The organism is Brevundimonas sp. 357, from assembly GCF_003938605.1.
Lineage (GTDB): Bacteria > Pseudomonadota > Alphaproteobacteria > Caulobacterales > Caulobacteraceae > Brevundimonas.
Genome location: NZ_RHWX01000002.1, coordinates 291,905 through 306,236 on the forward strand (window position 1 = coordinate 291,905; position 14,332 = coordinate 306,236).

A 14,332-nucleotide genomic window follows, 5' to 3' on the forward strand; every position below is an offset into this window, starting at 1 on the left:
CCGCCGGATATCCGGCGGCCCTCTTCACATCGTCGATTGACAGGGGGGCTGAAACTTAATCGACGACGCGATAGCGGCCCGACTGGTCGCGGCAGGAGCGGACATAGCGCGTCTCCATGCGACCGTCGGGAAGACGGATATTGCTCTCGGCCAGGCGGCATTCATCGCCATAGCCCTGATAGCTGTTGGTCTGGGGGCTGAAGCCCGGATCGATGGTTTGGGGATAATCGCGGTAGTAGTCGTAGCCGTCGCGACGATCGTCGTAGCGGCGGCCGTCGTCATAGCCGCGGTTGTCATAGCCATAGGCCGGCGGGACGTAGGTTCCCTGATAGCCATAGTTGGCGTCGCGGCGATAACGGCTGTCGCAGGCGGCTGAGCTGTTGCCCACGCCTGCGCCGATCGCGGCGCCCAGAACGCCGCCCAGGGCGCTGCCCTCGGTGCGGCGGCCGCGCGCGGCCAATTGCGAGCCGGCGACGGCGCCGATGGCGGCGCCCAGCAGGCCGCCGGTCGTGGCGCGCTGACGCTGATCCCGCGCGCAGGGGTCGTAGTAGGTTCCCTGGCTGTAGCCGTTGTTGCCGTAGCCGTAGGCGGGCGGGTAGTCGTAGCCGTAGCTTTGGGCCGAGGCGACGCCGGGCAGGGCGACCGCTGAGGCGCAGGCCAGGGCGGCGATGGCGGCGGCCGAGGCTTTTTTCGAGATGAGAGCGATCATCGTTTTTTCCTTCGACGGATGCCGCACCTGAACGGATCAGGTCGCCGTCTGTTGCAGCCATTGATAGGGCCGTGAAGCTGAACGGCTTTTGATCGCCTCGTTCATCTTCGTTCATGTTTCGATTTTCGCGCGGAAGCCGTTAGAAGCCGCTGCATGATGCAGACGCTGACCATCGCCCGCATGGGCCATCAGGGCGACGGGATCGCCGACACCGCCAACGGCCCGGTCTTCGTGCCGGGCGCCCTGCCGGGCGAGGTGATCGCCGCTGAGGTCAAGGACGGCCGGGCCGAGCGGTTCGATCTGATTGAGGCCAGCCCCGACCGTCGCCCAATTCATTCGCAGATCTATGCCGAGTGCGGGGTCGCGCCGCTGCAGCATTGGGCAGACGAACCCTATCTGGCCTGGAAGCGCGAGGTGGTGCTCCAGACCCTGGCGCGCGAGGGGCTGGAAACCGAGGTCGAGGCGACCGTGGCGACGCCGCTGACCAGTCGTCGCCGCCTGGCGCTGCACGCGCGGCAGGGCGCGGACGGCCGCGTCATCCTGGGTTTCAAGGCGCGCAAGTCGTGGCGGGTGGTCGAACTGACGGACTGTCCGTTGTCGGACCCGCACCTGACCGCGGCTCTGCCCGCCCTGGCCAAGGTGGCGGCCCCCTTCCTGGGGCATCCGAAATCGGCGCCGACCCTGCACGTCACCCTGACCGACACCGGTCTGGACGTCGATGTGACCGGGGTCGAGAAGCGTTCGGGCGGCCTGAATGGAGATCAGTTGGCGCTGGCCATCGCGGCGGCGGCCGAGGCCGATCTGGCGCGGCTTAGTCTGGATGGCGACACGCTGGTCATGGCGCGCCAGCCGCGTGTGCGCTTCGGGCGCGCGTCCGTGCCCTTGCCGGCGGGCGGTTTCCTACAGGCCTCTCCGGCTGCGGAAGCGGCCATGGTCGAACGCGCGGTCGAGGCGGTGAGGGGGGCCAAGAAGGTGGCGGACCTGTTCTGCGGGGCGGGCACGTTCACCTTCCCCCTGGCCGAGATCGCCAGCGTGACGGCCGCCGATTCCGCCGCCGCCTCCATCGCCGCGCTGAAGGCGGGCCTGAGCACGGCCCAGGGACTGAAGGGGATCGAGGCCCAGGCGCGCGATCTGTTCCGCCGTCCGCTGTCGCCCTATGATCTGAAGGGCTGCGACGCCATCGTGCTGGACCCGCCGCGCGCGGGCGCTCTGGAACAGACGCAGCAACTGCCGGGGACGAAGGCGTCGGTCGTCGTCGGGGTGTCTTGCAATCCCCAGACCTTCGCCCGCGACGCGCGCGTTCTGGTCGACGCCGGTTTCCGACTGGAGAAGGTCACGCCCATCGACCAGTTCATCTGGTCGACGCACATCGAACTGGTCGGCGTGTTCCGGCGCTAGGCGAGACTAGGGACGAGTGAGGGCTTCGGTCATTCGGGCCGTGAAGTCGGGCTGGCTGTGCACGTCGTTGTGGCCGGCTTCGGCGAAGATCAGATGATCGACCGATCGTCCGTTCTCCGTCAGGGCCTGGGCCAGGCGACGGCTCAGGATCGGCGGCAGGACCGTATCGCGTCCGGCTTCCAGGACGATGACCCGGCCTTGATAGTCGGCGAGCGTCGAGGGGATATCGATTTCCTCCAACGGCGGGGCCAGGCGAACGCGAACCAGCAGCCGTTTCCATCCCAGGGACTCTTCGATGACAGCGCCGGCCGAGGGAGTGGTCGTTTCCAGCACCAGGATGTCAGCCTTGGCGGTTGTCGCGCCCTGGGCGCAGACCGTTCCTCCGAGAGAATGCCCCCATAGGATGAGCGTGCGCCGTTCCTTGTCGGCCGTTGCACGGGCATGCGCGGCCATGGCCTCGGCGGCCGCCTTCATGCCAGCGATGTCGGACGCGCCGGTCGAGGCGCCGTAGCCGGGGTAATCGAACAGCAGGACATCGCCGAAAGCCGAGAGCTGTTCGCCCACCAGTCCGCCATAGGCCGATTGTCGGAACATGTTGCCGCCGCAGAACAGGATCAGCGGCGCCTGATCGCCTTTTGCGGAAGACAGCCGGGTCGTGGCCAGCTGGCCGCCGGCATAGGGCAGGGTCAGAGTCTGCGCGGATGGCGGCATGGCGGGGCCAGGGGTGAGCTCGATCTTCTCGGCTAAGATACGCGCATCGGGGTAGAGGAAGGCGTTCTCCGGCACGTTGACGGAACAGCCGCCGGCGCTGATGGCCGCTACTGCGACGATGATCATCCGGGTTCCGCGCATGGAGATGGTCCTCACCCTGCCTGCTGAAAGGTCATCCTAGGCGGCGTCAGGCGGGAATGTCGAACAGATCGAGCTGCGGCCGGGCGTCGGCGGGAACGCGGAACTGGGTGAGGTCCAGCGCCTGACGCGGCGCGTCCAGACCATAGCGCCTGGCCGCCGCCCTGAAGCGCGTGGCGATCAGTTCGGCGACGGGGCCGGTTCCCTTCATGCGTTGGGACCAGTCGGGGTCGTAATCCTTGCCGCCGCGCGTCTGGCGGATCAGGGACATGACGCGCGCGGCGCGGTCGGGACGGGCGTCGGCCAGCCACTCGCGGAACAAGTCCTTGATCTCCAGCGGAAGGCGCAGGGTCACATACATGGCCGAGGTCGCGCCGGCCTTCTGCGCCGCCTCCAGCACGGTTTCCAGTTCATGGTCGTTCAGGCCGGGTATGACGGGGGCGAAGCCGACGCCGACCGGGCATCCTGCGTCAGCCAGGCGGCTGATCGCCTCCAGCCGCTTGGCGGGCGTAGAGGCGCGCGGCTCCATCGCCCGCGCCAGCTTGCGGTCCAGGGTGGTGATGGAGACGAAGGCCGAGGCCAGACCGCGCCGCCCCATGTCGCCCAGGATGTCGGCGTCGCGCGCGATCAGCACCGACTTGGTGATGATGCTGAACGGGTGGTTGAAGCGTTGCATCACCGCCAGGATCGAACGGGTCGAATTCGTTTCGCGCTCGACCGGCTGATAGGGATCGGTGTTGCCGCCTATGTGGATGCGCCGGCAGACGTATCGGGGCTTTGAGAGTTCCTGTTCCAACAGACGCGCGGCGTCCGGCTTGAATAAGATCCGGCTCTCGAAATCCAGGCCCGGGGATAGGCCCATCCAGGCATGGGACGGACGGGCGTAGCAGTAGATGCAGCCATGTTCGCAGCCCTTGTAGGGGTTGATGGAGCGATCGAAGCCGACGTCGGGACTCGTGTTTTTGGCGATGATGGTGCGCGCGTGTTCCGGGGACAGGGTGGTGCGAAGCGTGGCCGCCGCCTCGTCCTGATCCGTCCAGCCGTCGTCGTAGGCCTCGCGCCGATCGGCTTCATACCGACCCGAGGCGTTGGACCGTGCGCCGCGTCCGTTGATCGCCTTACTCATGTTCGCAGGATGCGGAACGAATAAGAACAAATCAAGAACAAAATGAACGAAAGAACGAGACCGGCTTTCAGCCAGCCTTGCTCGCGTTAGCGCCGGGCGGCGGCGTTGGGACGACGGTCGCCGCGATCGCCGCCGGGACGCGGGCCTTCGCGACGCCAGCGGATCGACAGAGCGGTGTCGCCTTCGCCGCCGAACTTGGAGGTGATGGCCAGGTTGCGTCGCACTTGCCACTCCACATTGACGGCTGCGCCGCGCTCGGCCCCGCCGATGACCTCCAGATAGATGTCGTCGGTGATGTAGCGCCCGCCCGCAACGGTCAGGCTGGAGGCCTCGCCGCTGAAGGACAGACGGTCCAGACCGGCCAGTTCGCGCAGGTTGCCGACCACATCGAAGCCGCCGCCGCCCGCCAGGGACGCCACGGCCGAGGCCAGCTGAGCCGCTTCGAACGGCGACAGTTGCGCCGCCGAACGTCCGAACAGCACTTGCGACAGGATTTCGTCCTGGGGCAGGTCGGGGGTGGAGGTCAGCTCGATCTTGGGCGAGACGGCGGTGCCCGTCACCTTGATCACGGCCGTCAGGGCCGGGTCTTCGCGGACGGCTTCCAGGTTCAGGCGGATGCGCGCCGGGTCGGTGGACAGGATCACCGAGCCGCGATCGTCGAAGACGAAGCGCTTGCCCGCGAACTCATAGTCGCCGCGCACCACATTGGCCGTGCCGCTCAGTTCGGGCTGGGTGATGGTGCCGCGCACGCGGGCACCGGCGCGCAGTTCGACGTTCAGGCCGCGGCCGCGCAGGTAGATTTCGCGTCCCGTCAGCGTCAGGTCCAGGCCGATCTGCGGACCTGCGGCGGCTTTTTTCTCGGTGTCGACAGTGTCGCCGCCGGGACGGTTGATCTCGACCACGTCCATTTTGACGATGCCGGTGGAGCCGGGCAGATCGGGCGAAATCTCGGCCTCGTCGATGTTCACATTGCCGGTCAGGCGGATATTGCCGTCTGCGCCGCGCACGGCGGTCAGGCGACCGTTGGCGCGCGCCTTGGCGATGTCGTTGTCGATGATCTGGAAGCGCGCCAACTCCAGCCGCAGGGTCGAGGGCGAGCCCTGGCGCAGACCCAGGTCGCCGCTGCCGGACACCTCGCCCTTCACGCCGTCGGTGGCCTGGAAGCGTTCGATCACGGCCTGGCTGTCGTTGAAGCGGCTGGCCAGGGTCATGTTCTCGAGACGCAGGCCCGTCGTTCCGTCACGGAACGCGCCTTCGTTCAGGTCCAGCCGGCCGTTCAGGCGCGGCGCGTTCAGGGTGCCGGCCAGGGTCGCCTGGCCGTTCACCTGCCCCGACAGCGATTGAGCGCCGCCCAGGAACAAGTCCCAGATGGGCTGGATCTGGCCGCGAATGGCGATCTGACCCGACAGGTTTTCGGTTCGGGCGATGGCCAGACGCAAGGGCGCGGCCGAGGTTTCGACCGGCAAGGTGACGTCGGCGGTAGCCTGAACGGCCGTACCGTTGTGGGCCTCGGCGCGCAGGCGCAGGGCGTCGCCGGTCAGGTCGGCGTTCAGCGTGCCGTCGACGGCCAGGCCGCGCGGCGCGTCCAGACTACGCAGTTGCCTGAGGTCGACATTGGCGGAGCCGCGTAGCGTGTCACCTTGCCCTTGCATTGAAACACGACCCGTCACCTGACCGCGCAGGTCGGGGACGAGCGAGCCCATTTCGACATTGGTCATGTCAGCCTGGATGACGCTGCCTTCGCTGTCCTGCTTCAGTTCGCCGGTCAGGAAGCCGCCGCCGACGCCCAGGTCCAGGCGCGCGACGCGGCCGTCGCCGTTGAGGGCGAAGACGGCGGGCGCGCGGGTGGTGAAGGCGATCTCACGCACGCGGCCGCCCCCGCGCAGGGTCAGGCTCTGCGCTTGACCCTGGCGGGCGTATTCGCCCGAGCCGTTGAACTGCACCGGATTGGCGCCGCCCACGTCTGCCGCCAGGGTGAAGGGTAGGCGGTCCAGCGTGCCCTGGCCCTTCAGCGACAGGTTGCGCAGGGTCCAGTCCTGGCCGGTCAGGCGTACGTTGCGGCCCGTGACGTCTAGAACGGCGGTTTGGTCGCCCGCGCCTTCAGTCAGGCGGATGCGGCCGTTGGCCTCGCCCGAGGCCAGGAAGGCGCCCTGGCGTGCCGTGAAGGTCAGGTCGGCGCTGGAGGGGAAATTGTTCGACAGGGCGACGTCGCCCTGAGCCGCGACGCCGCCGGCGTTCACATCGACGTCCGACAGGCGTAGGCGCGGCCCGCCCAGGAAGAAGTTGCCCGAGGCGTGAGCCGGTCCGTAGTTGGAGCCGGAGTTCAGCACCACGCGCCCGTCCGAGGCGTCGGCGCCCTTGCGGAAGCTGAGCACCAGATTGGCGTTGGTCAGGATCAGGCCGCCCGCCGCCACCTTGTCGAAGGCGGCGCGCAGGTCGGCGCGCGGCTGGGCCAGGGTGCCGGTCAGGGCGCCGTCGCCCGACATGGCGCCGTCGATGGCGACCGGGCCGACGCCGAACGGGCCTTGGGCGTTCCAGTCCAGCGCCAGGCGCAGCTTCGATCCCTCGATCAGGCCCTTGGCGCCTGCGCGCCCGGCCGCGCCGGTCAGTTCTCCGCGATCAATGGAGACGACGCCGCCGTTCAGCGAACCGGCCAGTTGCAGGCGCGGCGCGGCGCCCAGCAGGCGATCCAGTTCTTCCATGCCGACAGCCATGCGCGAGCCGCGCCCGTCGAAGTTGAGGGTCCAGGGCGCGCCGGTCTTGGCCGAGGCCGCCCGGATCGGGCCGCCGAACGCGCCGCGCGCGCCGGGCTGGATGCGCGACAGGTCGGTCAGGTCGGCGCGGCCGCTGAAGTTCAGGCCGCCGTTCAGGCTGCGCCCGCCCGAGCCGGTCAGGGTCAGGCCCTGTCCGCGCGCGTCGATCTTCTTCAGCAGCATGGCGCCGTCGGCCATGCGCGCGCCTTCCATCTGGATGCGCGGCGCAGAGCCCAGCAGGCCGCCGATGATGCCCGCCGATGAGCCGCCGACGGCGCGCACGTCGGTCGTGACGTCGATGCGGCCCTTGTTGGCGGCGATGTTGACCGGGCCCGAGATACGCGTGGCGCGATAGGAGGCGATGTCGGCGTTCAGCAGACTGGCCGAGCCTTGCAGGCTCCACACCTGGGCGTCGCCCTTGAACACGCCCGTATAGGCGGCGGGACCGGCGATCGGACTGCCGACCAGGCGGCTGAGCGAGGGGGTGTTCAGCTCCAGGCTGATGCCGTCGGGCGAGGTGTTGTCCGTGGTGCGGATCAGGCCGCGCGCGCTGGATTCGATGTTGTCGGCGTACAGGCGCCAGGCCACGCCCTGATAGCCTTCGCGCTTGGCGTCCGGCGTCATGGCGAAGCCGAAGCGGGCGGTGCGGCCGATGCGCTCGACGAACGGCTCCAGCAGGTCGGAGCCCGAGAAGTCGGCATAGCCCGAGACCTTGGCGCCGTTGTCGCCATAGGTTCCCTTGACCGACAGGGGACGGAACTGGCCGGTCTGGACGGCCACGTCGATGACCTCGCCGTTCACCACGGCGACAGCCGAGAAGGGCTGATCCGGGGAGTAGCCCAGCGAACCGGCGATCGGCCCGCCCTGGGCCTCATTGGCGCGCAGGTTGACGCGCAGGTCTTCGGGCTTGTCGCCGAAGGCGGCGGCCAGGCGCAGGTAGTCGCCCTTGCGGTTCAGGCTGTAGGCGTTGACGTTGGCGGTCTTGACGCCCTTGCGCGGAATGGCGGCGTCGCCGCTGAGGGTCCAGCGGCCGTACTCCTTGGAGAAGCCTTCCAGCAGTTCGACATTGGCGCTGAAGCGGTCGATGTCGATGGAGATGGCCTGCGGCCCGCCCGGTTCGCTCGGCGGCTCAAGCTCGGGACGGCGTAACAGACGAATCTGACCGGCGCTGATTTCCGTCGCATGGAAGCGCCGCGCCAGCAGAGGCCAGTAGGACCAGTCGACGCGGACGTCGGTCGCTTCCAGCCAGACGCCCTTTTCGTCGGTCACGGTGACGCGCTTCAGGCGGAAATCGTCGAACAGATCGCCTTGAAGTCCCTCGACGTTGATCCGGCCGTAGCGGCTGATCTTCTTGCCCGCGACGAAGCTGGTGATCAGTTCGCGCCCCGCATCGGACACCAGATACATCCGCCCGCCCACCAGGGCGACGACGATCAGGGCCAGCAGACCGGCGAAGGTCGCCCCCCCGATAAAGGCCGCCAGTTGCAGACGCGTGCGCTTGCGCTTGGCCTTCTTGGCCGGGGTGTCGGCGACGTCTGCGCCCTTTTCGTGAGGCGGAGGTGTGTCGGTCAAAACGCCTGGCCGATGCTGAGATAGAGTTGGAACCCGGAGTCGCCCTCACGCTTGTTCAGCGGGAAGGCGATGTCGGCGCGTACAGGGCCGAACGGCAGTTTGTACCGCACGCCGACGCCTGCGCCGTAGCGCATATTGGTCAGGTTGGGCGTTTCCTGGAAGCCGATGGCGCCGCCGTCGACGAAAGCCACGGCCTGGAATTTCTCGCCGATGTCGCGTCGCACTTCGATCGAGGTCTCGAACAGCGACAGGCCGCCGCGCGGTCGGTTGTTGGGCAGGCGCGGGTTGATGCTCTGATAGGAATAGCCGCGAACCGAGCCGCCGCCGCCCGAATAGAACAGGCGGTCCGACGGGACGGTCAGTTCTTCGCCGCCGATGATGGAGCCGATGCGGGCGCGTCCGGCCAGCACGGTCTTGGCGTCGTCCTGAAGCGGCAGATAGGCGGTCGCCTGACCCTCGGTGCGCAGGAACAGGACCGTATCCTCGCCCGCCACGGCGGTCGGCTGGGTCGACAGCGATAGACGATAGCCCGAGGTAGGGTTCAACGGATCGTTCGAGCGATCCATGAAGGCGCTGCCGCGTAGGGTGACGATGGCCAGGTCGCGGTCGAAGGTGATCGGCGCCTGGGTCACCGGGTCGAACCGATACTCCGTGTAGCGGCCCGCATCGACGCCCAGGCCGTAGCTGAACCAGGACGTCTTGCCGAGGCGTTGGGACAGGTCCGCGGCCAGGGTGATGGCGCTGCGGTCGTAGGCGTCCGTCTGCTCGTTGACGATGAAGGACGACAGCTTCAGCGTCCGTCCGGCCTTGCGCCAGTGCGGCTGGGACCACTCGCCGCCGATGCGGCTGTCGATGCTGGCGATGCGCGCGCCATAGCGCAGGGTGTCGGCGCGCCCGAACCGGTTGTAGCGCGTGCGGAAGACATCGACGCCGACGCCTTCATAGGTCGAATAGGTGGCGCCCGCCTCAAGCAAGCTGACCGGCCGGTCCGCGAGAGTGACGACGACCGGGCGCAGGCCGTCCGGCCGAATGTCGTCCAGCGGCGACAGAGCCACGCCCACGCCGTCATAAACGCCGGTGTCCAGCAGGCGACGTTCCAATTCGGCGATGTCCTCTGGATCGTAGCGATCGCCTTCCTTCCAGGGGACCAGGCTCTGGAGCCAGCTTTCCTTGGTCGGTCCGCGGGTCCGCAATTGAATCCCGTTCAGCCGCACCAACTCGCCGGAGTTGATGTTGAAGCCGGGTTGAACCAGGAAGGTGGCGTGATCCACGACCACGCGGCGGGGCAGGGCGACGGCGTCCGCATAGCCGCGCCTGGTCAGATCGGCGACGACGCGGCCTTCAGCTTCCAGAATGCCCGCGGCCCGGCCCGGCTCGCCGGGCTTGAGCCGGATGTCTTCAAGGACAGCGGTGCTGGTTTCCGCGTCCGGCGCAGGCGCAGTCCAGTTGATCGTGGTTTCGCCCAGGACGAAGCGGCGACCCGGCGCGATCTGAACCACGGCGACAGGCTTGTCATCGCCCTCGACCTGATCCTCTACGGTGGCTTGGTAATAGCCTTCCGAACGCAGCAAGGCCTGAGCTGAAGTCAGCGCGGCACGGGCGCGACGACGCGCCTCGAAACGATTGGACGGCGCGCCGTCCACCTCGCCAATGGCCTGTTCGAGCTGGCGTTTGAGATCGCCGTCTATTTCACCGCGAATCTGAGCCCGGGGTTCGGCGGCGGCCTGGCTTGCAAAGGCGCATACTGCCGCGCCGGCAAGAAGGAGAGGAAGCCTCGACGTCAAATCCGAACCCTGGTTGCGAGACGATCATGAGCGATTAGCCCAGTTCGTCAGGAGAATCAGTAAAACAGCGTATCGCTTTCGGGTTGCACTGTCTCTTCGGAGGAACGCTGGTCCGGCGGCAGCGCCTCTACTGGCGTCGCCGCTTCGGGAGCGGCGGGGGTCTCAGCAACGGCGGGCGCGGCGGCGTCTTCGGCGGCGGGGGCCTCAACGGGCGCCGGCGCTTCGACGGGCGTCGGTTCGCTGTAGGGTTGTTCACAGGCGGCCAGGAAGCCGATGGCGGCCAGCGCCGCGCCGATCATCAGACGATTCAACATGGATCGATTCATTTTTGATCCCCCTTCTAGGGGCTGGAAACGTGGAGAGGCGAAGCCGGTTCCTCTGGGCGCGCCTTTATGGGATTCATGTGAACCTGGGATGAATCGCGCGCTGGAATCGCCTTGATTTCGTGGCGGGGGCCGTCGTCAGAGCCTTGTTTGTGCGGTGAAAAATTTCCTGAAATTTCTACTTGCCCGCCGCGAAGCTCATCCGTATGTTCCGCGCTCTTCGCAAACGCGATGTGCGCCCCTAGCTCAGTTGGTTAGAGCATCTGACTTTTAATCAGAGGGTCCTCGGTTCGAGCCCGAGGGGGCGTACCATTTTCCCTTTTCAAAGGGTTAGTGGGCGGTCCCGCTGAAACCGGCGAGGTCATATACAGCGCCATATACACTTCTACAGCGCTATATACACTTCGCGTTCGCCCAGCGTTCTTAGCCTTGGCGCGCGTGCGGATCTTGATGACATTGTCAATCTTGTCCTGGGCGGCGTTGGCTCTTTTCCGGCAGTTGGCCTAGTGGCGGTGGGTTTTCGCTGCGGCTTCTGAGGTCTGCTCCAGCTGAGACATGATCTCGCTGTCTGAGGCGCCCGCCAGGGCGAACTCCACACCACGGGCATGTTAGCCGCACTTTAGAGGTGGTGCGAACGCAAGGTGAGACTGGAGTATCGTGGTTCAGTGAATTGTATATTTTGGCATCGCTTTATTTTGAGGTGCCCCATGACCGATTCGCCACCAACTGAAGTGGATCCAATTTTTGTCAAGGGTCAGCGTAGAGCGCCTGGCGGAGTTTATCCTCCTGTGTCTTCAGGCGGTAGCGGCTTGGGACCAGTACAAGATGAATTAGACCCTAACGGGCCTCCGATTGACGAACCGCATCCGTGCGATGATCCCGATAATGCGAGGGAATGGAATGCGGATGCCGCCGCAGCTGAAGCTTTCAGGCGGATAAGAAAATATATCGCCGATCAGATGGATTCTACCCACCATCTCGCAAACCGAGAGTACGGTGCGATGATATGCGAAAGGCCTAACGGTACATTTTTCATTGGTCCAATCGAGCACGGCCCGCCAATATTCGACGAGATTGGCGTGCAGCCGGATGGCAGCAATCGGCCATATGTCGATATAAAAATAGATAGTTGTGGTCTTGGCGCTATACCTATTGCAATGATTCACACTCATCCAAGTACTGGGCCATCCTCTGGAGTGCCGTCATCATCAGATGCTACATGGATTGCCGCTCTAAATGCTCGTCGAAATGATGAATACGGTCGCATTTATGTAGTGGCTATCGATGGGGGTAAACATAGAATCGAAATCTATGACAAGACTAATATCAGTGCGGCGCTTACGGGGGAGGTTGGACCGGAGGTTAACCAAAATGGAGTTCCTTGCCTTGCAGCTGGAGTTATAACGTGAGAGCAATATCGATTTTAATGTTTCTATTTATTGTATTTTTGACTAGTAATGCGCGAGCGAATGAAGGTCAATTTGAAGATATAGACAAAAATGTATTGCAAATACACGGAAAAACTCCCTTCTTTAGAATGCATGTTGAGGATGTTTTCGAGACAAGATCTATAAACATGTATTACTTTGGCAGTAATAAACTTGATGCGCAGTCTGAATCTCGATGGATTGTCGCGAGGTTCGTGCAAAATAAGAATTCTTCTATAACTGAAATTGATTACATAGATAGTATTAAATGCGATAGAGTTCATCCTATGTTGTGGGAGCTTTATAGTCTTCGCATTGCATCTTTTGATGTTCCTGGAATTACCCCACCACGGCCTATGGGGGTGGAATCTCGCGGTATTCCCACGCACGGACCGAGTTACACATTATGGGGAACAGTGACTGATCCTGAGGGAGGGTTTGCCTGGATCAATTTGAGGCTGTTCGGAGGCCAAGCGGCAGCCTGGGGTGTGCGAGCAGAGGAGTTGCTAAGAGGTTGCTGGCAAAGTTACGAACCATCAGCATTGTAGAGATGTCTGCTGTGTAAGCTTGCAGGATCGCTTTATGCGCCGACATCGGCTTCATACACTTTTGTGAAAATCGGAGGATCCTCGGTTCAAGCCCGAGGGGGGTACCGCTCCCTTTTCTTCGATAATCAGATCTGATCGCCCTTGCGGCTTGGCTTTTGTTGCGGTTGCGTGATTTAACATCGGTCATGCGCTCTCTTGCCTTGTCCGTCGTCGCCGGTTCTCTTTTGCTTGCCGGCTGCAACGCCGGCGCCTCCGCTCGAGACGGTGTGGATCAGGTGGGGACGGGCCTGGGCGACGCCGTGGCTGCGCCGCTAGAGGATCTGAACCTCAAGCGTCAGGAAATACCGACCGTTCTGCTGCAGGCGGAATCCAATCCCTATGACGTGCGCAACATGACCCGATGCACTGTCATCGCCGCCGAGATCGCGCGCCTGGATGAGGCTCTGGGGCCGGACACGGACGCCGCGCCCACCGACGACGGAACCTTCATGAGCGAGCGCGCCGCTGACGCCGCCGCCGGGGCGGCGCTGGACGCCGTGCGCGGCACGGTGACGGACTTCATTCCGGCCCGCAGCTGGCTGCGCCGCCTGACCGGCGCCGACGCTCACAGCAAGCACGTCCAGTCGGCCATTCAGGCGGGCCTGCGTCGCCGCTCCTTCCTGAAGGGCGTAGGAATGCAGCGCAACTGCGCCCCGCCGGCGGCGCCGGCCGGGTTCGTTCCGCGTCGCGGCTAGGTCTTCAGATGCCGCGTACGGAAGTCGCGGCGGAACTGTTCGAACCGACCCTCGGCGATGGCTGCGCGCATGGCTGCCGTCAGCGCCTGGAAGAAGGCGATGTTGTGCCAGCTCAGCAGGATCTTGCCGAGAATCTCATCGGCGCGGATCAGGTGGTGCAGGTAAGCCTTTGAATAGTCTTGCGAGGCCGGGCAGGGGACTTCGACGTCCAGGGGATCCTGATCCTCGGCGAAGCGGGCGTTCTTGAGGTTCAGCGGCCCGTCCCAGGTCCAGGCCTGTCCGTGGCGGCCGGCGCGGGTCGGCAGGACGCAGTCGAACATGTCCACCCCGCGATAGACCGCCTCGACCAGATCGATCGGCTTGCCGACGCCCATCAGATAGCGGGGGCGGTCCTTGGGCAGGAACTCGGGCGCATAGTCCAGCACCTCGCACATGGCCTCATGGCCCTCGCCGACGGCCAGGCCGCCGATGGCGTAGCCGTCGAATCCGATCTCCTGCAGGCGTTCGGAGGACTCGCGGCGCAGGTTCTCATAGGTCGAGCCCTGCTGAATGCCGAACAGGGCCTGCGTGTCGCGCGTCCCAAAGGCGTTCTTGGAGCGCTGGGCCCAGCGCGCGGACAGCTCCATGCCTTCTCGCGCGCGCTTTTCCTCGGCGGGCCAGGCGACGCATTCGTCCAACTGCATGACGATGTCGGAGCCGAGGCGGTCGGCCTGAATCTGGATCGAGCGTTCCGGCGTCAGGACGTGTTTCGACCCGTCGATATGGCTGGAGAAGGTCACGGCCTCCTCGGTCAGCTTGGAGATGCCCGACAGACTCATGACCTGGAAGCCGCCGGAGTCCGTCAGGATCGGCTTGTCCCAGCGCATGAAGTTGTGCAGCCCGCCTAGGCGCTCCATCCGCTCCGGGCCGGGACGCAGCATCAGGTGATAGGTGTTGCCCAGCAGGATGTCCGCGCCGGTCTGCTTGACCTGATCCACCGTCATCGCCTTGACCGTGGCGGCGGTGCCGACGGGCATGAAGGCGGGCGTGCGGATGTCGCCGCGCGTAGTCTTCAGCACGCCGGTGCGGGCGCGGCCTTCGACAGCGGAGATCTCAAACGGAAAAGGCAT

The 14,332-nt window shown here is 65.2% G+C and carries 11 protein-coding genes and 1 tRNA gene; 5 read left to right on the top strand and 7 right to left on the bottom strand.

Going from position 1 to position 14,332, the window contains the following annotated elements; genetic code table 11:
* Positions 1 to 55 precede the first annotated feature (55 nt).
* Positions 56 to 709, bottom strand: coding sequence for a glycine zipper 2TM domain-containing protein (locus tag EGK63_RS03120; RefSeq protein ID WP_125899868.1), 654 nt, complete (start codon positions 707 to 709; stop codon positions 56 to 58).
* Positions 710 to 865: 156 nt separating this feature from the next.
* Here EGK63_RS03120 and EGK63_RS03125 point away from each other — a divergent pair, with 156 nt between their 5' ends.
* The gene (locus tag EGK63_RS03125) at positions 866 to 2,107 is read left to right on the top strand and encodes a class I SAM-dependent RNA methyltransferase (RefSeq protein ID WP_243637552.1); all 1,242 of its coding nucleotides are present in this window, start codon (positions 866 to 868) and stop codon (positions 2,105 to 2,107) included.
* A gap of 6 nt (positions 2,108 to 2,113) precedes the next feature.
* Here the strand turns inward: EGK63_RS03125 and EGK63_RS03130 are convergent, their stop codons facing one another.
* The 5 genes from EGK63_RS03130 to EGK63_RS03150 all read right to left on the bottom strand — a co-directional run bounded on the left by EGK63_RS03130 (position 2,114) and on the right by EGK63_RS03150 (position 10,505).
* Positions 2,114 to 2,959, bottom strand: coding sequence for a S9 family peptidase (locus EGK63_RS03130; RefSeq protein ID WP_125899870.1), 846 nt, complete (start codon positions 2,957 to 2,959; stop codon positions 2,114 to 2,116).
* A gap of 46 nt (positions 2,960 to 3,005) precedes the next feature.
* Positions 3,006 to 4,082 carry a PA0069 family radical SAM protein gene (locus EGK63_RS03135; protein WP_125899871.1) on the bottom strand — a complete coding sequence of 359 codons (1,077 nt, stop codon included), beginning with the start codon at positions 4,080 to 4,082 and terminating at the stop codon, positions 3,006 to 3,008.
* Between the two features lie 86 nt (positions 4,083 to 4,168).
* Positions 4,169 to 8,407, bottom strand: coding sequence for a translocation/assembly module TamB domain-containing protein (locus EGK63_RS03140; protein ID WP_125899872.1), 4,239 nt, complete (start codon positions 8,405 to 8,407; stop codon positions 4,169 to 4,171).
* Positions 8,404 to 10,191 carry an autotransporter assembly complex family protein gene (locus EGK63_RS03145; RefSeq protein WP_125899873.1) on the bottom strand — a complete coding sequence of 596 codons (1,788 nt, stop codon included), beginning with the start codon at positions 10,189 to 10,191 and terminating at the stop codon, positions 8,404 to 8,406. Before EGK63_RS03145 ends, EGK63_RS03140 begins: the two co-directional genes overlap by 4 nt.
* Before the next feature lie 56 nt (positions 10,192 to 10,247).
* A complete protein-coding gene (locus tag EGK63_RS03150; protein WP_243637545.1) occupies positions 10,248 to 10,505 on the bottom strand; it encodes a hypothetical protein in 258 nt (85 codons plus the stop codon).
* 244 nt (positions 10,506 to 10,749) lie between these two features.
* Here EGK63_RS03150 and EGK63_RS03155 point away from each other — a divergent pair.
* The 4 genes from EGK63_RS03155 to EGK63_RS03170 all read left to right on the top strand — a co-directional run bounded on the left by EGK63_RS03155 (position 10,750) and on the right by EGK63_RS03170 (position 13,223).
* A tRNA-Lys gene (locus EGK63_RS03155) sits at positions 10,750 to 10,826 on the top strand.
* A gap of 395 nt (positions 10,827 to 11,221) precedes the next feature.
* Positions 11,222 to 11,923 (top strand): hypothetical protein, encoded by a 702-nt coding sequence (locus tag EGK63_RS03160; protein ID WP_125899875.1) that lies wholly within the window; start codon positions 11,222 to 11,224, stop codon positions 11,921 to 11,923.
* The gene (locus EGK63_RS03165) at positions 11,920 to 12,489 is read left to right on the top strand and encodes a hypothetical protein (RefSeq protein WP_165906515.1); all 570 of its coding nucleotides are present in this window, start codon (positions 11,920 to 11,922) and stop codon (positions 12,487 to 12,489) included. Before EGK63_RS03160 ends, EGK63_RS03165 begins: the two co-directional genes overlap by 4 nt.
* Before the next feature lie 185 nt (positions 12,490 to 12,674).
* Positions 12,675 to 13,223, top strand: coding sequence for a hypothetical protein (locus tag EGK63_RS03170; protein ID WP_125899877.1), 549 nt, complete (start codon positions 12,675 to 12,677; stop codon positions 13,221 to 13,223).
* Here the strand turns inward: EGK63_RS03170 and tgt are convergent.
* Positions 13,220 to 14,332, bottom strand: coding sequence for a tRNA guanosine(34) transglycosylase Tgt (gene tgt, locus EGK63_RS03175; RefSeq protein WP_125899878.1), 1,113 nt, complete (start codon positions 14,330 to 14,332; stop codon positions 13,220 to 13,222). The genes EGK63_RS03170 and tgt overlap by 4 nt on opposite strands.